We start from the raw sequence: 17,421 nt of genomic DNA on the forward strand, positions 1-17,421 counted from the left end.
CCCTGCCGGGTGAAGGAAATTTCTCTAGCACTGGAGGATTCATGAAGGCTTCACCCACCCTCACGGACAACATGCAGGCCGTCCTGGTCGACCTCATCGAACTGCACCTGCAGGGCAAGCAGGCGCACTGGAATGTAGTCGGCAAGAACTTCCGCGACCTCCACCTGCAGTTGGACGAAATCATCGACGACGCACGCCTCTTCGCAGACGAGATGGCGGAGCGCATGCGGGCACTGCACGCCGTTCCCGACGGCCGCAGCGTTGCCGTCGCCGAGGGCACGAAGATCGACCCGTTCCCGGCCGGTCTCGTCTCGACGAAGGACACCGTGGGTCTCGTGGTCCGCATGCTCAATGCCTCGGTGAAGACCATGCGCGATGTGCATGACCAGATCGACGAGGAGGACCCCACCACCGCGGACCTCCTGCACGGATTCATCGCCAAGCTCGAGCAGTACGCATGGATGGTCGATGCCGAGAACATGGAGCCGACCGCCGAGGTCGTCACGCCGGCCGGCACGGATCACGCGACGGTCTGACTCGCAGTACCCGTCCAGCCAGGAATGGGGCGCCCATCGGCGCCCCATTCCTGCGTCCAGGCGGCCTCCTGTAGACCACGGCCAGGAACTCCTCGACACCGACGGTGTCGAGGAGTTCCTCACGAGTTCACGCTCTTCACCGCTGTCCGCCCGTTGGAGGACGAGGGAAGAACGGTGGAACATGACCGGGGCCACCCTGCCGCGCTACGGTTTTCAGGATGGCCCCGGAACTGTCACGTGCCGGCTATCGCCGGCACGAGTCCTCAGCGGGAGCTGAATTCGTCACTCGCTTTGACGGCGAGGACGGGTCGGTCGACCTGCAGCAGGATGCGTTGGGCGTGACTGCCGAGAATGAACTTGCCGACCTGGCTGCGCTTCCGTAGCCCGATGACGATGAGCGATGCGTCCACTTCCTCGGCCAGGTCGATGAATTCTTCGGTGAGGTCGTTGTCGTGTCCTGGCTGTCGGACGACGGCGTCGACCCCGAGAGCCCTGGCCCGCCTGATGAGCTCCGTGACCTGTTCCTCGGGGATGAGGGCGGCGTCGACGGGGGCACCTTTGCGGGGTGAGTTGAGGATGACGACGTTCGTGTCGCGCAGCCGAGCCTCTTTGAGGCCCGCCTCGAGGGCCGCTTCCCCTTCGGGTGTCGGGACGTATCCGATGAGAATGCTCATACTGATTCCTTGTGGTCGTTGGTGACGGTCGAGTTCCTGGTCGTGCGCTGCTTCAGGGCCTTCTGGATGAAGGGCAGGATGATGACGACGATGAACACGAAGAGGAGCACGGCGGTGATGGGCCGGCCGGCGAATTGTGTCGCATCGCCGCCGAAGAGCAGGAGCGAGCGGCGGAGGCTTTCCTCGAGCAGCGCTCCGAGGACGAAGGCGAGGACGAGGGGGCCGGGTTCGAACCCGAACTTCTTCATGAGGTAGCCGATGATTCCGAAGAAGATGACCAGCCAGATGTCGAAGACGCTGTTGTTGATCGTGTAGACGCCGATCAGGGTGATGAGCACTGTCACCGGGGCGAGGATCGCAGGGCGAACGCGGAGGATCCGTACGAAGATCCCGACGAGGGGGATGCTCATGATCAGGAGCAGGATGTTGCCGATGTACATCGAGTTCACGACGCCCCAGAACAATTCGGGGTCGTTCTGTACGAGCTGCGGGCCCGGGGTCACACCCTGGATCAGGAGTGCGCCGAAGATGATGGCCATGGTCGCATTGGCGGGGATGCCGAGTGTGAGCAGTGGGATGAACGAGGAAGTTGCTGCCGCGTTGTTCGCGGTTTCCGGTCCTGCAACCCCTTCGATCGCGCCTCGACCGAACCGGGAGGGGTCCTTCGCGCGCTTCTTCTCCATGGCGTAGGCGGCCAGCGACGACAGGGTCGCGCCTCCGCCGGGGAGGATGCCGAGGAAGAAGCCCAGGACGGAACCGCGGCCGATGGCACCGGAAGCTTGCTTGAGGTCCTTGCGTGAAGGCCACACGTTGGCGACCTTCGCGGGCGCCTGCACCTTGTTGTGGCGCTCTTCCAGGTTGTACAGGATCTCGCCGAGACCGAAGATCCCCATGGCGATGGGCACGAAGTCGAGTCCGTCCGCGAGGGACAGGCTACCGAGCGTGAAGCGTGATTCACCCGTGAATCCGTCCCTGCCGACGGTGGCGAGCAGGAGCCCGATGGCAGCTGCGATCAGCGACTTGAGGCGTCCGCCATTGCTGACGGTGGCGACCAGGAGGATGCCGAGCAGAGCCAGCGCCGTGTACTCGGGTGGGCCGAAGTCGAGGGCGAAGCCGGCGACGAGCGGTGCGAGGAAGGTGAGGCCGATGATGGCTACCGTGCCGCCGACGAAGGATCCGATGGCGGCGACACCGAGCGCGGTGCCTGCCCTGCCCTGTTTGGTGAGAGCGTATCCGTCGAAGACGGTGACGACAGAAGAGGCTTCTCCGGGTAGCCGGAGCAGGACCGAGGTGATCGTACCGCCGTACTGTGCGCCGTAGAAGATACCCGAGAGCATGATGATGGCGGTGACGGGTTCGATGCCGTACGTCAGGGGCAGCAGGATTGCGATGGTCGCCGCAGGACCGAGGCCGGGCAGGACGCCGATCAGCATGCCGATGACGACGCCGAGCAGGCAGTACAGGAGGTTCGTCGGCTCGAGGACGACGCCGAAACCGTTCAGTACCGGTTCAAAAAATTCCATGGGGTTTCCCTAGAACAGATGCGGGATGGGCACATTGAGGGCGAGGACGAAGAGCAGATAGAACGCGGTGGTGATTCCCACGCTCAGCAGTGCCGTCATTCGCCAGGTTTCCTTGCCCAGGAAGCGGAGCCAGATCACGTTCAGGAGCAGGGCGGGAATCTCGAAGCCGATCCGGCCGATGAGGAGCGTGAAGACGACGAGGCTGCCCAGCCCCGCCGCGACCTGGAGGCTGGAGCGGGAGAACTTCTCCGCATCAAGGACGTTTCGTCCGAACAGGGCAAGGGCGATGCCGAGGACGATCAGCAGGACGCTGATCAGGAACGGCCACAGGCCCGGTTCGGGATCTGCCGGCGAGCCCAGGCCAAGCCCGAGTGAACCGATGGTGCCGGCGATCCCGATGGCGGTGACGACGATCGCGGAGGCGATGTTCGCACCCGGTCCGGCTGCAGGGGGTTTTTCCTGCTCCCACTGGGCAGCGAGGTCTTCCGGCGTCAGGTCGTCGACGAGGTGGTGCCCGTGGTCGGGAGCCTGGTGTGTGGGCTCAGGGTGGAGGGGGTGCGAACCGCCGGTTGCCCGGCGGCTCGCGTCAGGTGATGAAGTCACTACTCGCCGCCGAGGTCGATGTCGTACTTCTCCACCAATTCCTTGTACTTGGCGGCGTTGGCCGTCCATTCCTCGGTGACCTGCTCGCCGTCGATCTCGTGAGGGGTGAAGAGGTTCTCCTCGTTGAAGGTCTTGTACTCTTCGCTCTCGAACGCGGCCGAGACCGCTTCGCGCAGCTTCTTGAGCGCCGGTTCCGGGGTGCCCTTGGGGGCTGCGATCGCACGGTACTGCGACACCGGGACGTCATAGCCTGCCTCGAGGGCGGTCGGGACGTCCGGGAGGTACTGGTTGCGCTCGTCCGAGAACGTCACGATCGGCCTCAGGGTACCGGCCTCGATCTGGGGCATCGCCTCCCCGAGCTGGATGGTGGCGAAGTCGACCTGGTTGCCGAGGATCGCCGTCATGGCCGGGGATCCGCCGTCGAAGGGAACGTCGGTGCCTTCGACCCCTGCCTGCTTGAACAGCAGTGCCTGGGCGAGCTGGCTGCCTGTGCCGACACCGGTGGTCGCGAAATTGAATGCCTTGCCCGCGGCGACGATGTCTTCCACGGTCTCGTACTCGGATTCAGCGTTTGCAACGAGGACGTAGTCGTCCTGTGAGATGCCGCTGATCACGTCGAGATCGTCGAGGGTTACCGCTTCGTCCTCGCTCACGGCCAGGGGTGTGATGGCGATCAGGGAGGCATTGAGAAGGATGAGCGTCTGCCCGTCCGGCGTCGCGTTGGCCACTTCCTGGGTTGCAAGGGCGCCGTTGGCACCGGGCTTGTTCACGACGGGCATCGGAGCTCCAAGGGCCTCCGAGGCATTCTCGGCGATGGCACGACCGATGAGGTCGGTGCTCCCACCGGGATCCTGTCCGATGGTCAGTGTCACCGGGCCGGAGGGGAACTCGGTTCCGTCCTCGCTTGCGCCGGAGTTGGCGACATTGCCACCGCAGGCCGAGAGAGTCAGTGCCAGAACAGCCGCTACGCCAAGGGCCGAGGTGGAACGACGGGCGAACTTCGAATGGATCATTGCAATCTCCTTTGATGAAGACCCGGGAGTACCTACCTGTGATGGCAGTCACGCAGAGCCTGATAGAAGAAGCTTAGAAAGCAGCATCATGCATGTCTAAGCCCAATAAAGTATGAACTGATACCCTCTGTGCATCATGTATTCCCTCGATCAGCTACGTGGATTCGTCGCCGTCGCCGAAGAACTGCACTTCGGCAGGGCGGCCGAGCGGCTGCGCATGACGCAGCCCCCGCTGAGCCGCCAGATCCAGAAGCTGGAGAAGGCCATCGCTGTGCAGCTCTTCGAGCGGGACAGTCGTGGCGTCACCCTCACAGCTGCCGGCAACGCGTTCCTCGGCGAAGCGCAGCGCCTCCTGGCACTGGCCGAAAGCGCCCCGGACCTGGCCCGGCGCATCTCCAAGGGATCGGCTGGATCGATCAGGATCGGCTTCACGGCGGCGTCCACCTTCGGGATCCTGGGCGCCCTGCTCAACGAGATCTCCAGCGAGCTGCCCGAAGTCGACATCGAGCTGCGGGAGATGGTGACCCGCGAACAGATCGACGCGTTACGGGACGGCGATATCGACCTCGGGCTCGCCCGCCCTCCCTTCGATCAGGAAGTCTTCGGTTCCCGCCTGCTGTATCGCGAACCGCTCGTTGCAGCGGTGCCTGAAGGTCACCACCTTGCCGCCACGGGTCGGCCTCTCACCATCGAGGACCTGAAGAGCGAAGCGCTGATCATGCACTCTCCCACCCAGGCGAAGTATTTCTACGACCTCATCGTCCGACTGGCTCCGTCCGGCCAGCTCCACTACGTCCACACCGTGGCGCAGATCCTGACCATGGTTTCCCTCGTCGCAGCCCACCGGGGTATCGCGCTGGTGCCGCATTCCACCACGGCTCTCGGGATCGACGGGGTGCAGTACTGCGACCTCGACGGATTCGGGTCCGACGCCGTCGAGCTCTTCGCCATCTGGCTGAAGGCATCCAAGAACCCTGCTCTACACCGGGTCCTCGACGCGATCACCGAACGAATCCACTAACCCGTGATACCCGGAAGGTATCGCTTCATTCTAAAACAGTCTTAGACACGTATCGGTGTCGTTCATACGCTGGGTTCTATCAAACCTCCTGGCGCCCGACGGTCGCGCCACCTCTACCGAAGGGTCTCCCCGTGGCTCACCTGAATCCCTCCGAGCTGGCGCAACGCATCAAGTCGGGTCTCCTCTCATTCCCCGTCACGCACTTCGACCAGCAACTCCAGTTCGACGAAGCCCGCTACCGGGAGCACCTGGCATGGCAGTCGGACTTCGACGTCGCTGGACTCTTCGCTGCCGGCGGCACCGGTGAAGGCTTCTCACTCACGACCGCAGAGATGGACCGTGTCGTCCGCGTTGCCGTCGATGAGATCGGCGGCAAGGTGCCCGTCATCGCATCAGCCACCGGTGGTACGTTCTCGGCGATCGAACATGTCCGCTCCGCCGAAGACGCAGGAGCCGACGGAATCCTGCTCATGCCGCCGTACCTGACCGAGGCCGACCAGGAAGGGCTCATCGAACACGTGAGCGCTGTCTGCGCAGCAACCTCGCTGGGTGTCATCGTCTACAGCCGCGCAAATGCGGTCCTCAACGACCGCTCTGTCGCGATCCTCGCCGACCGCAACGCAAACCTCATCGGGTTCAAGGACGGCATCGGCAACATCGAACAGATGACCCGCATCTACGCCCGGGTCGGTGAGCGCCTCACCTACATCGGAGGACTTCCCACCGCCGAGACCTTCGCGCTGCCCCTGCTGCAGCTCGGGGTGAGCACCTACTCGTCAGCGATGTTCAACTTCGTTCCGGAGTTCGCCCTCGCCTTCTACCAGGACGTCATCGCGCAGAACAGGACTGCCGTCTACGAGAAGCTCAACGACTTCGTCATCCCCTACCTGGACATCCGTGACCGGGTGAAGGGATACGGCGTGAGCATCATCAAGGGCGGGCTCGACGCCGTAGGCCGCAACGGTGGCCTCGTACGTCCGCCCCTGCAGAACCTCACCGACGCCGACCAGTTCGAACTGTCCACCCTGATCAAGAAGATCAGCTAGGAGCTCCGCCATGACCACCACCTTCAGCCCGACCATCACTGGCCAGTCCCTCATCGCGGGCCGCCCGGTCGAGGGATCCGCGGGCACCGCGCGGGCCATCAACCCGGCCACCAATGAGCAACTGGAACCACTCATCACCCTGATCGACGGATCCGAGCTCGCCGAGGCGACGGCCGCCGCAGCCGCCGCCTTCGACACGTACCGCGCTACAACCCCCGTCGAGCGGGCTGCATTCCTCGAGCGCATTGCCGACAACATCGATGCCCTCGGTTCGGAACTCACCGAACGGGCTGTCCTCGAGACCGGTCTTCCCGCCGGCCGCATCGAAGGTGAGCGTGCCCGCACCGTGGGACAGATGCGCCTTTTCGCCGCTGTCGTCCGCCAGGGCGACCACGTGCAGGCACGCATCGACCCAGCCCTGCCCGACCGTGCACCCCTGCCCCGGCTGGACATCCGGCAGCGCCACATCGGACTCGGTCCGGTCGCCGTCTTCGGGGCAAGCAACTTCCCGCTCGCCTTCTCGACGGGCGGAGGCGACACGGCCTCAGCCCTGGCGGCCGGCTGCCCCGTCATCGTCAAAGCGCACAACGCACACCCCGGTACCGCTGAACTCGTAGGTCACGCGATCACCCGGGCTGTCGAAGATTCCGGGCTCCCGGCAGGAGTCTTCTCCCTCATCTTCGGGGCCGGCACATCCGTGGGCCAGGCACTCGTCGCCGACCCGCACATCAAGGCTGTCGGCTTCACCGGATCCCGCGGAGGCGGCACCGCCATCATGGCGACCGCCGCGGCGCGCCCCGAACCCATCCCGGTGTACGCGGAAATGTCCTCGATCAACCCGGTCTTCGTCTTCCCCGGGGCCATCCTGGATGACGTCGACACCCTCGCGTCCGGCCTCGTCGGATCGCTGACCATGGGTGCAGGACAGTTCTGCACCAACCCGGGCCTTGTCTTCGTTCCCACCGGAACGCAGGGAGACCGCCTCGTCGCCGCAGCTTCCACGGCACTGCGCGCGACGCAGGGTTCCACCATGCTCACCCGGGGCATCGCCGACGCATGCGCCGCAGGGGTGTCCAAGCTTCGGAACGAAGCCGACGTCACCGTCGTCGCCGAGGGCCGGCCGGGCCCCACGGAGAATGCGCCGGGCGCGGTGCTCTTCTCCACCACGACGGACACCTTCAGGGACAACCTGGGCCTTCAGGAGGAAGTCTTCGGTGCCGCCGGGATCTTCATCCGCTACAGCAGTGAAGACGAGCTCCTCGCGTCCGCCGAAGCGCTCGAGGGTCAGCTCACGGCAACGATTCATGCGACGTCGTCGGACAATACCGCGATCGCACCCCTGCTGCCGGTCCTGGAGCGCCGGGTAGGCCGGATCCTGTTCAACAGCTGGCCCACCGGTGTCGAGGTAGGGCACGCCATGGTCCATGGTGGACCGTTCCCGGCAACATCGGACTCCCGCTCCACGTCCGTCGGCTCGCTGGCCATCATGCGGTTCCAGCGCCCCGTCAGCTACCAGAACATCCCCGACGAGCTGCTGCCGGCACCGCTGCAGGAAGCAAACCCCTGGAAGCTGAACCGCCGGGTCGACGGCACTGTCGTCAGCGTGGAGGAGTCCCAGTGACATCCTCCACACCGACCATTGTCTCCATCGAGGTCGTCCCCGTTGCCGGGCACGACAGCATGCTGCTGAACCTCAGCGGTGCGCACGGCCCGTACTTCACCCGCAACATCACCATCATCACCGACACTGCCGGCCACACCGGACTCGGAGAGGTCCCCGGCGGGGAAGCAATCCGCTCAACCATCGAGGAGGCCGGCGAACTGCTCGTCGGGAAGCCGATCGCGCTCTACCGGCAACTGCTCCGCCAGGTGTCCGAGCGGTTCGCGGATCGCGACGCCGGAGGCAGGGGTGCCCAGACCTTCGACCTGCGCACCACCATTCACGCCGTGACCGCCATTGAGTCCGCGCTCCTGGACCTCATGGGTCAGCACCTCGAGGTTCCGGTTGCCGAATTGCTCGGTGAAGGTCAGCAGCGCGACCGCGTCCAGATGCTCGGCTACCTCTTCTACATCGCCGATCGCAACAAGACGGACCTGTCCTACCTCAGCGGGGATGACACCTCCGATGCCTGGGGTCGGCTGCGGCGCGAGGAAGCGATGACGCCGGAAGCAATCGTTGCCCTCGCCGAAGCCGCCCAGGACCGGTACGGATTCCAGGACTTCAAGCTCAAAGGCGGCGTGCTCTCCGGTGCGGAGGAGGTGGAAGCGGTCAGGGCCCTGGCTGCCCGCTTCCCGGATGCCCGCATCACGCTGGACCCCAACGGCGGGTGGCTGCTCAAGGACGCCATCGAGCTGTGCTCCGACCTTCACGCGGTTCTTGCCTACGCCGAGGACCCCGTCGGAGCGGAAGGCGGGTTCTCCGGACGCGAGACCATGGCGGAATTCAAGCGAGCGACAGGATTGCCGACAGCAACCAACATGGTAGCCACGGACTGGCGCCAGATGGCGCATGCCATCCGTTCGAACGCTGTCGACATCCCTCTCGCCGATCCCCACTTCTGGACCATGCAGGGCTCCGTCCGCGTCGCGCAGCTGTGCAACGACTTCGGCCTCACCTGGGGATCGCACTCGAACAACCACTTCGACATCTCCCTGGCCATGTTCACCCATGCAGGCGCCGCAGCGCCCGGGAAGATCACAGCCCTGGACACGCACTGGATCTGGCAGGATGGCCAGCCCCTCACCAAGGAGCCTCTTACCATCGAGAACGGCTTCATCACCGTTCCCAGGCGACCCGGCCTGGGCATCGAGCTGGACCGGGACGCCCTTCAGGCAGCACATGAGCTCTACCTCGAGCATGGTCTGGGCTCCCGCAACGATGCCGCCGCCATGCAGTACCTCGTCCCGGATTGGCAGTTCGACCCGAAGAAACCCTGCCTCGTCCGTTGATCGCACCCACCAGGAAACGGTCGTCCGTACCTCCCCGGCTCCGCACTGTCCGCGGCTCCGGGGAGGGTACTCCTGCTGGAAACAGACGGCCGTGATCGGGGTACTCGCCGGATTCACCGTCATCGGCATCGTCATCCTCGTCGGCTACATCGCCGGCCGCCTGCAGATCGGCGGCCCGACGGCACCGCAGGCGCTTACCGGAACCGCATTCTTCCTGACCAACCCCGCACTGCTACTGACCGTCGTGGCCGAAGCGGACATGACGGACATCTTCTCCGCCTACGTTCCTGTCGCCGTCATCTCAGCACTCGGAACGGCAGCTCTGTACATCCTGGCGAGCAGGCTCTTCTTCCGGCGCCCAGCGGCAGAAACCGCCATCGGGGCGATGTCGAGTTCCTATGTCAACGCCAACAACATCGGTATCCCCATCGCCGTCTACGCTCTCGGCAACGCGACGCCCGTCGTGCCGGTCCTGCTCCTGCAGTTGCTGGTTCTCGCCCCTACCTACCTGGCACTCCTCGACCTGACCTCGGGTCATCCACCATCCGTGCGGCGCATCATCAGCCAGCCCGTCAGGAACCCCATGATCATCGCCAGTTTCGTCGGTGTGGCCCTGTCCTGGAGCGGCCTGACACTCCCTGCCGTCCTGTGGGAGCCTCTGCTCCTGCTCGGTGGAGCCGCGGTGCCCCTGGTCCTGCTGGCCTTCGGCATGTCGCTCCACGGGAACTCACCCCTGTCAGAGCGGGTGAACCGGGTGGACGTCATTACCGCGACGGTCCTGAAATCGGTCGTCATGCCGGCCATCGCCTTCGTCTTCGCTGCCCTTGTATTCCACCTCGACGATCAGCTCGTCTTCGGCGCCGTCCTCATGGCATCCCTACCTACTGCGCAGAACGTCTTCATGTTCGCCAGCCGCTACGACAAGGCGACGGCGACCGCCAGGGACGTCGTGCTCCTGTCCTCTGCCGGTGCGGTCCCCGTTCTTCTCCTGGCCGCTGCCCTCCTCGCCTGAACTCGCAGCTGTCATACAACTTACAAACATGTATTATATGTATGACGTGGCCCGCCGATGAAGGACGACCGATGACGACCGAAACCAGATTCCCCAACCCCCTCTCCGTACTGTCGGGAGGGGTAGCGACGACGGACCGGATCCGGCATGTCAAGCTCTCAACCCTGACACTTCCCCTTCAGACCCCCATCAGTGATGCGAAGGTGCTGACCGGGCGGCAGAAGCCCATGACGGAGATCGTGTTCCTCTTCGCGGAAATCACTACCGGGAACAATTACCGCGGCATCGGCTTCAGCTACTCCAAACGCGCAGGCGGGCCGGCACAGTACGCCCACGCGAAGGAAATCGCGGACAACCTGCTCGGGGAGGATCCCAGCGACATCGGCCGGCTCTACCAGAAGCTGCTGTGGGCCGGCGCCTCGGTGGGCCGCAGCGGAGTGGCAACCCAGGCCATCGCCGCCCTCGACATCGCCCTGTACGACCTGAAGGCCAAGCGCGCCGACCTGCCCCTGGCCAAACTCCTGGGCGCCTACCGCGACTCGGTCCAGACCTACAACACCTCGGGCGGCTTCCTCCAGGCTCCCATCGAGGAAGTGAAGGAACGCGCCACACTGTCCCTGGCCGAGGGCATCGGAGGCATCAAGATCAAGGTCGGCCACCCCGACTCCAAGGTCGATATCTCCCGGGTCACAGCGATCCGCGAACACCTCGGGGCAGATGTTCCCCTCATGGTCGACGCGAACCAGCAATGGGACCGGCCGACAGCCATGCGCATGGGACGGACCCTCGAGCAGTTCGACCTCGTCTGGATCGAAGAACCACTCGACGCCTACGACGCCGAAGGCCACGCCCAACTCGCACAAGCCCTCGACACGTCTATCGCGACCGGCGAGATGCTCTCCAGCGTCAGCGAACACATCAACCTCATCACCAACCGGTCCGTCGACATCATCCAACCCGATGCCCCCCGCATCGGAGGCATCACACCGTTCCTGCGCCTCGCCGCCCTCGCCGACCAGGCAGGACTTCAGCTGGCCCCGCACTTCGCCATGGAGATTCACCTACATCTGGCGGCAAGCTACCCGCGGGAACCATGGGTGGAACACTTCGAATGGCTCAACCCACTCTTCAACGAGCGACTCGAAACCCATCAAGGGCGAATGATCGTCCCCAACCGCCCCGGACTCGGCTTCACCCTCAGCGACCAGGCACACGCATGGGTTACGGACACCGTAGAGTTCGGGAGGAAATGAGCAACCTCAGCACCGCCGTCGTCGAGACCATCCGGCAGCAGATCATCCAGGGGCATTTGTGCCCCGGAGACAAACTGCCCGCCGAAAGCGCACTCGAAAACGAGTTCAAGGTCAGTCGCACGGTCATTCGCGAAGCGCTGTCCCGCCTGCAAACCGCAGGCCTCGTAGAAAAGTACCGCGGCAAAGGTACCTACGTCCTCACCCGACCGACTGATCACTCATTCTCGGCGCCACTGCAGGAAAACCAGAGCCACCAGGATCGACTCGACCTGCTCGACTTCCGCATCGGTATCGAAGTCGAAACCGCGGGACTGGCCGCGCAACGACGAAGTACCACGCAACTTGCCGCCATCCGTACAGCCCTGGACGCATTCGAGCATGCGAACCACAAGCCATCAGCAGCCGTGACCACCGACTTCGACTTCCACCGCTCCATCGCCGTTGCCGCTAACAACCGGCTCTATCTCGACCTGCTCCAATCCCTTGGACCGACGATGATCTCCATGCCGCAAACACGACTCCTGCAGGCGGATCAAGAAGCGCAAGCCACGCATTTCCGTCGCGTCGTCGATGAACACCAGGCGATTCATGACGCCATCGAACGACAGGATCCACAAGGCAGCGCCGCTGCGATGCGCACGCACCTCTCCCAGACTCGAGCACGCCTGGCCCTGGTGACTACACGCGGCTGACGGTGTGCTCCTGTCGGCGATGCCGATGGCGGATATCACGAAAAGCACCGGGGTTTCGGTAACGAAGGGGCTCTGGCTGAAGCGAATCCACGCGACTCGGGGCATCGCAACAGCGAGCCCATTCACCTAAACCCATCATTATGGGTTAGAAATATCTGATGAAGTTACAAGCCCTACCGCCCAGGCGGTTCTCCCATGGGCTTTTCCATATCCCGTTCGCGGTGGCGGTGTCCTTCACCGTGCTCACAGCATTGACGGCATTGGTGTACGGCCTTCCGCTACGTGACCCGGACGGTTTCCTCGGTCCCAGCTACGTCCGCCTGCCACTGATCCTGATGGCGATGATCTTCGTCGACGTAGTTCCGCGGACGCTTCTCGAGCGGCCCCCCATGCGGAACGCGCACCATCTGGTGGCGGCCGAATTCCGCCGTCGCTGGCCCGTAGAACGACTGGTGACCACCTCGGTGGGCCTGCTGACCTTCTATCTCGCATACGTGTCGTACCGCAATATGAAGAGTTTCCTGCCGTTCGTCCGTGACCGGGTGGTGGATCCCCTCCTGCAGGAAAGTGATCGATGGCTCACGGGGGGCGTCCATCCGGGGGACGCACTCCAGCAGATTCTGGGTACGGGAGTGAGTGCCCATGTCCTGTCCGCCGTCTACCTTTCCTACCTGATCTTCGTTCCCCTGTCCGTCGCCGCGGCCCTCGTCTGGTCGCGGCAGCTTTCCCAGGGCGCCTGGTATGTCAGTGCACTGGCTTTCAACTGGATCCTCGGTGCGGCGAGCTACTACGTCTTGCCCTCCCTGGGTCCGATCTTCGTTGAGCCTGCCCACTTCACGGACCTGCCCGACACTGCTGTCACCAACCTCGGCGAGTCCCTGTACCGCAACCGGGTACGAGTACTCTCCGATCCGTATGCCACCGAATCCGTGCACGGTATCGCGGCATTCGTATCCCTCCATGTGTCCGTGACCTTCACCGCCGCCTTGGTAGCACACCTGATCCGCCTACCGGTGGTCCTCCGGGCGATGCTCTGGATCTACGTCCTGCTCACGGCCCTTGCCACCGTCTACTTCGGGTGGCACTACCTCGTCGATGTTGTTGCCGGCGTTGCCCTAGGTGCATTCGCGACGTGGCTGGCAGCACGCGCGACGCAGCCGACCAACCGACGTTCCACCCTGCTGGGGGACGAAGGTCTCCGCATTAGGGGACCACTGGTGTCCCGCGGGACACCAGCACAGGAACGGGCCACGTAGCGAATCTCCACCCCACGAGGGTTCGAACGGTTACAGCGCGGGCACGACGGCGGATCCACCCGACACCGGTGTCATTGCGAGGTCAGCGGCGCTTCCCCCGGGAGGCGGAGGGACGGGACGGCTTCTTCGGCGGAGGCTTCCTGCCACCCTTCTGGCCTGTGCCACCCTTCTGATCCTTGCCCTTGTGCTCACCGGCACCCCCGGCAGCCGCCTTCTTCGCGGCAGCCTTCTGTGACGCCGTCTTCTTCGGCGTCTCACGCTGGGACGGCTGCCGTGAGCTCTGTGCGGTCCTCCCGCGGACGATGCCGATGAACTCCTCGACGTCGTCGGACTCGTCCTCCACGCGCCAGGCGATGCCGATGGTGGTGGTCGGCAGTCCCGGGACCGGCCGGTGCACCGCATCCTTCCGCGCATGCAGCCGGGCGAGGGACATCGGCAGGATGACGACGCCGGCGCCGGAGGCCGCGACCTCCACGGCCGTCCTCGGGCCGCCGCACTCCGCGACGTCGAGCAGTGCCTCCCCGTCGAGCTCTTCCGCCGGCACGTCGTCGTAGAGCGACAGCTCGTTCTCGGGCGACATCACGACGACGGCCTGCTCCTCATAGAGGGGGATCAGGTGGATCCCCTCGCGTTCGACGGGCAGGCGCACGAAGACGACATCGTCGGAACCGTCCTTGAGCGCCGGCAGGGCGTCGTCGTGCTGGTGCAATTCGACGGGCACATCCGGATGCCGTTCGCGCCACCGGGCAACCCACTTGCCCGGTGTCACACCCGGCACGAAGCCGACGGAAATGCTTCTGGGCTGGTCGGTGGGCACCTGATCACAGTAGCGCCTGCCCGTGACCGTTAAGCTGGGTCCATGACTCCCGCTAAAACCCCCCAGACGCTGAAGCCCGCCACCGCGGCCAAGAAACTGGGAATCTACCTGCCCGCCGCCCCCCAGGACTTCCAGGAGACGGAACTGACGCGCGCGGAGTTCAACGAACTGCAGCAGACGCCGCCGGAATGGCTCGCCGAACTGCGCCGCACCGGCCCGCACCCTCGTCCCGTCGTCGCGCAGAAGCTCGGCATATCGATCAGCGGGCTGGCCCGTGGCGGGATCACCGATCCCCTGACGAGCGAGCAGATCACCGCCCTCCTCCAGGAGCCGCCGGCATGGCTGGTCTCGGAGCGGTCCACGCAGGCAGCTGTGCGCGCAGAGGCCGCGCGGGTCAAGGAGCGCGACGCCGAGGGCAAGGCCGCCGACTCCTGATCATCGGGTTCCACGAACTGCCGGGCTTCTGCAAGCCGGACCGGCATGGAATAGAAGCGCGCCCATACCACAGAAGGAGCCCATTCCTGCGGAGGCGCGCCGATTGACTTAATCGAACACGTATTCGAATATTAGGGAGTGACGCCTCCAGCTGCCGGCCATGCCCTTGAATGGGATGAGCCCTCCCCCGACTTCGAGGGACCGTCACGTACGGAGCCCAGAGGCCTCTCGGGAAGCCCGGCAGTCGACGTCGTACTCGGACTCCAGGCCCGCATCAACAGCATGCAGGCCGGCAAGCTCGACTCCCGGCGGCTGCCCACGGTGCCCGCCCTCGCGCGGATCCTGCCCGGCGGAGGCCTCCAGTCCGGCGGCTCCTACGCCGTCCGCAACTCCACGACCCTCGCCATGGCCCTGCTGGCCGGCCCCTCCGCGACGGGCGCCTGGTGCAGCGTCATCGGCATACCGGACTTCAGCATCGAGGCGGCCCAGGGCTTCGGCATCAACCTCGAACGCCTCATCCTGGTCCCGGACCCCGGATCCCAGTGGCTCACCGTCACGGCCGCCCTCGTGGATGTCGTCTCGATCGTCCTGACCCGGGCTCCGGAGCACCTCGCCCCCACTGAAGGTGCCCGGTTGAAGGCGCGGCTCCGCCAGCGCGGCGCAGCACTGATCACCCTCGGCCCCTGGCAGCAGAGCGACTCCACGCTCGGCGTGGCCGAGAGCGCCTGGGAAGGCCTCGGCTCGGGGACCGGACACCTGAGGACGCGCCGCATGAAGATCACCGCGACCCAGCCTTCGGGACGTCTTCGCCATGCCTATGTGGGACTGGCAGATCTGCAGGGCACCACACCGGACGGACACGTGCTTCCGGACGCCCTGACACCACAGGTCGCCGCCGGGACAGACGCCCTCTTCGAGCCCCAGCTGGTGAGGTCCTCATGACGGCCACCCTGTCCCCAGTCCCCGCCGGCACGGCTCCTGCCACCCGGATCATGACGTTCTGGTGTCCCGACTGGCCCATCACGGCGGCCCTGCGCGAGCACTCCCTACCCACCGATACCGCACTCGCCCTCGTGGACCGCGGCGAGGTCTTCGCGTGTTCTCCCACGGCACGGCAGGACGGAGTGAAGCGGGGCCTGCGCATCAGGGAGGCTCAGGCGCGCAGCACGGGGCTCGTCTCGCTTCCCTACGATCCGTCGCTCGATGAACGCACCTTCGAGCCCGTGATCGCCGCCGTGGAGACCATCATGCCCGGCGTCCAGGTCATCCGTCCGGGGCTGTGCGCCATCAGGGTCAAGGGGCCTTCGCGCTACTACGGGAGCGAGGCCAAGGCCGCGGAGGTGGTCTTCCAGACCCTTGCAGCCATCGGCCTCACCGATGTGCGGATCGGGATAGCCGACGGGCCGTTCGCGGCCGAGCAGGCGGCCAAGGCCACCGATCAGCTGGACGTCGACGTCGAGCAGCTGGTCGTCATCCCCGAGGGCGGCTCGGCCTGGTTCCTCGGCAGCTACCCCCTGGAGGTCCTCGAGCAACCGAAGCTCACCGTGCTGCTCAAGCGCCTCGGCATCCGCTCCCTCGGCGACTTCGCGGCGCTCCAGGCCTCCGATGTCCGCAATCGCTTCGGCATCGAGGGCGCCCTCGCGCATCGCCAGGCCAGCGGGCTCGACCACCGGACCGTCGTCGCCCGGAAACCGCCGCCCCATCTGGACACCGTCGCCGATTTCGAGCCACCCCTCGCCCGCATCGACCAACTCGCCTTCGCCTTTCGGACCAGGGCCGGCGAGTTCGTCGACGCCCTGCGCGAGGCAGGACTCGTCTGCACGGCACTGCACGTCTCGCTGCACACCGAATCCGGAGAGGTATCCGAGCGCCGCTGGCAGCACCCGCGCTGGTTCGACGCCGACGACGTCGTGGACCGGGTGCGCTGGCAGCTCCAGGGCACCAACGCATCCGACCACGGACTCACTTCGGGCATCACCCGCGTCCAGATCGTGCCCGATATCGTCGAGAACCTCAGCGACCACGCGGACGGTCTCTGGGGCACGGGACCGGACGAAGGCATCCACCATGGCCTGGCCCGCGTACAGAGCATGCTGGGCCACGGGGCCGTGCTCACCGCGATCATCGCGGGCGGGCGGCTCCTGGCGGACCGCCGCGTCTTCATCCCGTGGGGCGACGCCGCGGTCAACCCACAGCAGTCCGCGAAAACCCCGGTGAAGGACCGCGACCAGCCCTGGCCCGGACGCCTGCCCGGCCCGGTTCCCGCCACCGTGTTCGCCGAGCCCGTTCCCGCCGTCGTCGTCGATTCCCGCGGCAACCCGGTGGACGTCGACCTCCGCGGACTCCTGAGCGCTGATCCCGCCTTCTTCAGCGCAGGACCGGACGGCGGACGGCGGCCGGTCCACTCCTGGGCCGGTCCCTGGCCCATCAACGAGCGCTGGTGGGACCCGAAGGGCCGGGTGCTCAACCGTTTCCAGCTGGTGGACCAGTCCGGCTCAGCCTGGCTGCTGCTGCTCGAGGACCACGCGTGGTGGGTCGAAGCCAGCTACGACTGACCACTCACCCAGCACTTCTCAGACAACCGAAGCACC

The 17,421-nt window shown here is 65.4% G+C and carries 17 protein-coding genes; 12 read left to right on the forward strand and 5 right to left on the reverse strand.

Annotated features, from left to right (window positions below; genetic code table 11):
• Positions 1–41: 41 nt before the first annotated feature.
• Positions 42–536, forward strand: a complete 495-nt coding sequence (locus D6T63_RS09855; RefSeq protein WP_120148852.1) for a Dps family protein — start codon at positions 42–44, stop codon at positions 534–536.
• Between the two features lie 263 nt (positions 537–799).
• Here the strand turns inward: D6T63_RS09855 and D6T63_RS09860 are convergent, their stop codons facing one another.
• Genes D6T63_RS09860 through D6T63_RS09875 form a run of 4 tightly spaced genes read right to left on the reverse strand, consistent with a single transcriptional unit; the run spans position 800 to position 4,349 of the window.
• Complete coding sequence (locus tag D6T63_RS09860) at positions 800–1,210, reverse strand: universal stress protein (protein WP_120148853.1); 411 nt, start codon at positions 1,208–1,210, stop codon at positions 800–802.
• A complete protein-coding gene (locus tag D6T63_RS09865) occupies positions 1,207–2,733 on the reverse strand; it encodes a tripartite tricarboxylate transporter permease (RefSeq protein WP_120148854.1) in 1,527 nt (508 codons plus the stop codon). Before D6T63_RS09865 ends, D6T63_RS09860 begins: the two co-directional genes overlap by 4 nt.
• A 9-nt stretch (positions 2,734–2,742) precedes the next feature.
• The gene (locus D6T63_RS09870; RefSeq protein ID WP_235830657.1) at positions 2,743–3,336 is read right to left on the reverse strand and encodes a tripartite tricarboxylate transporter TctB family protein; all 594 of its coding nucleotides are present in this window, start codon (positions 3,334–3,336) and stop codon (positions 2,743–2,745) included.
• Entirely contained in the window at positions 3,336–4,349 is a 1,014-nt protein-coding gene (locus tag D6T63_RS09875) for a Bug family tripartite tricarboxylate transporter substrate binding protein (RefSeq protein ID WP_120148856.1), read from the reverse strand. Before D6T63_RS09875 ends, D6T63_RS09870 begins: the two co-directional genes overlap by 1 nt.
• A gap of 136 nt (positions 4,350–4,485) precedes the next feature.
• Here D6T63_RS09875 and D6T63_RS09880 point away from each other — a divergent pair, with 136 nt between their 5' ends.
• The 8 genes from D6T63_RS09880 to D6T63_RS09915 all read left to right on the forward strand — a co-directional run bounded on the left by D6T63_RS09880 (position 4,486) and on the right by D6T63_RS09915 (position 13,578).
• Positions 4,486–5,370: a LysR family transcriptional regulator gene (locus tag D6T63_RS09880; RefSeq protein ID WP_120148857.1), complete on the forward strand. Its 885-nt coding sequence runs from the start codon at positions 4,486–4,488 to the stop codon at positions 5,368–5,370.
• Positions 5,371–5,501: 131 nt separating this feature from the next.
• The gene (gene kdgD, locus D6T63_RS09885; protein ID WP_120148858.1) at positions 5,502–6,416 is read left to right on the forward strand and encodes a 5-dehydro-4-deoxyglucarate dehydratase; all 915 of its coding nucleotides are present in this window, start codon (positions 5,502–5,504) and stop codon (positions 6,414–6,416) included.
• A gap of 10 nt (positions 6,417–6,426) precedes the next feature.
• On the forward strand, positions 6,427–8,037 hold the full coding sequence (locus D6T63_RS09890; protein WP_120148859.1) for an aldehyde dehydrogenase (NADP(+)): 1,611 nt from the start codon (positions 6,427–6,429) through the stop codon (positions 8,035–8,037).
• A 59-nt stretch (positions 8,038–8,096) separates the two neighbouring features.
• Entirely contained in the window at positions 8,097–9,365 is a 1,269-nt protein-coding gene (locus D6T63_RS09895) for an enolase C-terminal domain-like protein (RefSeq protein WP_120148956.1), read from the forward strand.
• A gap of 91 nt (positions 9,366–9,456) precedes the next feature.
• On the forward strand, positions 9,457–10,377 hold the full coding sequence (locus D6T63_RS09900) for an AEC family transporter (protein ID WP_120148860.1): 921 nt from the start codon (positions 9,457–9,459) through the stop codon (positions 10,375–10,377).
• Positions 10,378–10,448: 71 nt separating this feature from the next.
• Positions 10,449–11,630 carry an L-talarate/galactarate dehydratase gene (locus tag D6T63_RS09905; protein WP_120148861.1) on the forward strand — a complete coding sequence of 394 codons (1,182 nt, stop codon included), beginning with the start codon at positions 10,449–10,451 and terminating at the stop codon, positions 11,628–11,630.
• Positions 11,627–12,322 carry a FadR/GntR family transcriptional regulator gene (locus D6T63_RS09910; RefSeq protein ID WP_120148862.1) on the forward strand — a complete coding sequence of 232 codons (696 nt, stop codon included), beginning with the start codon at positions 11,627–11,629 and terminating at the stop codon, positions 12,320–12,322. Before D6T63_RS09905 ends, D6T63_RS09910 begins: the two co-directional genes overlap by 4 nt.
• A 158-nt stretch (positions 12,323–12,480) precedes the next feature.
• Positions 12,481–13,578, forward strand: a complete 1,098-nt coding sequence (locus tag D6T63_RS09915; protein WP_120148863.1) for a phosphatase PAP2 family protein — start codon at positions 12,481–12,483, stop codon at positions 13,576–13,578.
• 82 nt (positions 13,579–13,660) lie between these two features.
• On the opposite strand, the gene D6T63_RS09920 is transcribed toward D6T63_RS09915, so the two are convergent.
• A complete protein-coding gene (locus D6T63_RS09920; RefSeq protein ID WP_120148864.1) occupies positions 13,661–14,395 on the reverse strand; it encodes a LysR family transcriptional regulator substrate-binding protein in 735 nt (244 codons plus the stop codon).
• Positions 14,396–14,437: 42 nt separating this feature from the next.
• On the opposite strand from D6T63_RS09920, the gene D6T63_RS09925 reads away from it, so the two are divergent.
• From D6T63_RS09925 to D6T63_RS09935, 3 genes are all read left to right on the forward strand, one after another.
• A complete protein-coding gene (locus D6T63_RS09925; protein ID WP_120148865.1) occupies positions 14,438–14,830 on the forward strand; it encodes a DUF5997 family protein in 393 nt (130 codons plus the stop codon).
• A 138-nt stretch (positions 14,831–14,968) separates the two neighbouring features.
• On the forward strand, positions 14,969–15,772 hold the full coding sequence (locus D6T63_RS09930) for a hypothetical protein (protein WP_120148866.1): 804 nt from the start codon (positions 14,969–14,971) through the stop codon (positions 15,770–15,772).
• Positions 15,769–17,385 (forward strand): DNA polymerase Y family protein, encoded by a 1,617-nt coding sequence (locus D6T63_RS09935; protein WP_120148867.1) that lies wholly within the window; start codon positions 15,769–15,771, stop codon positions 17,383–17,385. The genes D6T63_RS09930 and D6T63_RS09935 overlap by 4 nt, the downstream gene beginning before the upstream one ends.
• The last annotated feature ends 36 nt before the right edge of the window (positions 17,386–17,421 follow it).

The sequence above is a fragment of the Arthrobacter cheniae genome, assembly GCF_003602275.1.
In the GTDB taxonomy this organism is placed as follows: domain Bacteria; phylum Actinomycetota; class Actinomycetes; order Actinomycetales; family Micrococcaceae; genus Arthrobacter_D; species Arthrobacter_D cheniae.

What these genes read in the sequence shown, in the direction of transcription:
- D6T63_RS09855 (WP_120148852.1), top strand. Translation starts at nt 42, where the DNA reads ATGAAGGCTTCACCCACCCTCACGGACAACATGCAGGCCGTCCTGGTC.
- D6T63_RS09860 (WP_120148853.1), bottom strand. Translation starts at nt 1,210, where the DNA reads ATGAGCATTCTCATCGGATACGTCCCGACACCCGAAGGGGAAGCGGCC.
- D6T63_RS09865 (WP_120148854.1), bottom strand. Translation starts at nt 2,733, where the DNA reads ATGGAATTTTTTGAACCGGTACTGAACGGTTTCGGCGTCGTCCTCGAG.
- D6T63_RS09875 (WP_120148856.1), bottom strand. Translation starts at nt 4,349, where the DNA reads ATGATCCATTCGAAGTTCGCCCGTCGTTCCACCTCGGCCCTTGGCGTA.
- D6T63_RS09880 (WP_120148857.1), top strand. Translation starts at nt 4,486, where the DNA reads ATGTATTCCCTCGATCAGCTACGTGGATTCGTCGCCGTCGCCGAAGAA.
- D6T63_RS09890 (WP_120148859.1), top strand. Translation starts at nt 6,427, where the DNA reads ATGACCACCACCTTCAGCCCGACCATCACTGGCCAGTCCCTCATCGCG.
- D6T63_RS09895 (WP_120148956.1), top strand. Translation starts at nt 8,097, where the DNA reads ATGCTGCTGAACCTCAGCGGTGCGCACGGCCCGTACTTCACCCGCAAC.
- D6T63_RS09905 (WP_120148861.1), top strand. Translation starts at nt 10,449, where the DNA reads ATGACGACCGAAACCAGATTCCCCAACCCCCTCTCCGTACTGTCGGGA.
- D6T63_RS09910 (WP_120148862.1), top strand. Translation starts at nt 11,627, where the DNA reads ATGAGCAACCTCAGCACCGCCGTCGTCGAGACCATCCGGCAGCAGATC.
- D6T63_RS09915 (WP_120148863.1), top strand. Translation starts at nt 12,481, where the DNA reads ATGAAGTTACAAGCCCTACCGCCCAGGCGGTTCTCCCATGGGCTTTTC.
- D6T63_RS09925 (WP_120148865.1), top strand. Translation starts at nt 14,438, where the DNA reads ATGACTCCCGCTAAAACCCCCCAGACGCTGAAGCCCGCCACCGCGGCC.
- D6T63_RS09935 (WP_120148867.1), top strand. Translation starts at nt 15,769, where the DNA reads ATGACGGCCACCCTGTCCCCAGTCCCCGCCGGCACGGCTCCTGCCACC.